The 654-nt window shown below is 63.9% G+C and carries 1 protein-coding gene; it reads left to right on the plus strand.

The features are described 5' to 3' along the window. Nucleotides 1-618, plus strand: a 618-nt coding sequence (locus AB4Z15_RS24945; RefSeq protein ID WP_442019405.1) for an IS3 family transposase, incomplete at its 5' end; no start/stop codon positions are given. Nucleotides 619-654: the final 36 nt, after the last annotated feature.

A 654-nucleotide genomic window follows, 5' to 3' on the forward strand; every position in this document is an offset into this window, starting at 1 on the left:
CGGGCCTGGAAGAGGACCACGGTCCAGGACCCGCAAGCCAAGACCGCCCACATCGAGAACCACATGCTCGATGAACAGGGCAAACGCGACTTCACCTCCGCGGTGCCCGGGACCCGCCTGGTCGGAGACATCACCTACCTGCGCACCGGCGAGGGCTGGCTTTATCTGGCCACCGTCATCGACCTGTTTTCGGGCATGGTCATCGGCTGGTCCATGGCTGCCCACATGCGGGCAAGCCTGTGCACCGCAGCCCTGCAGATGGCACGGAACCACGGCCGTTTCGCCGAGCATGGTGTGGTGTTCCACTCCGACCGTGGCACCCAATACACCTCTGACGAATTCCAGGAATGGTGCGCCACGAACGGGGTCACCCAGTCCATGGGCAAGGTCGGGGTGTGCTGGGACAACGCGGTCGCCGAGAACTTCTTCTCCCACCTCAAAACCGAGTTCTACCACCACCACGGATTCGGCTCCAGACTCGCAGCCCGGACCGGAGTGATGGACTACATCGAAGGCTGGTACAACCGCCGCCGTCCCAACCGCAGGGCCGGCGGCATCCCACCGGCCGCCGCCCACGCAAACCACTACAACCGCGCCCAGGAACCCCTGGCCGCCTAACACCAACGAAACTGTCTCAAAAACTTGACGAGCGCA

Origin of the sequence: Paenarthrobacter sp. 2TAF44 (assembly GCF_052114885.1) — a bacterium.
Classification (GTDB): Bacteria; Actinomycetota; Actinomycetes; order Actinomycetales; family Micrococcaceae; genus Arthrobacter.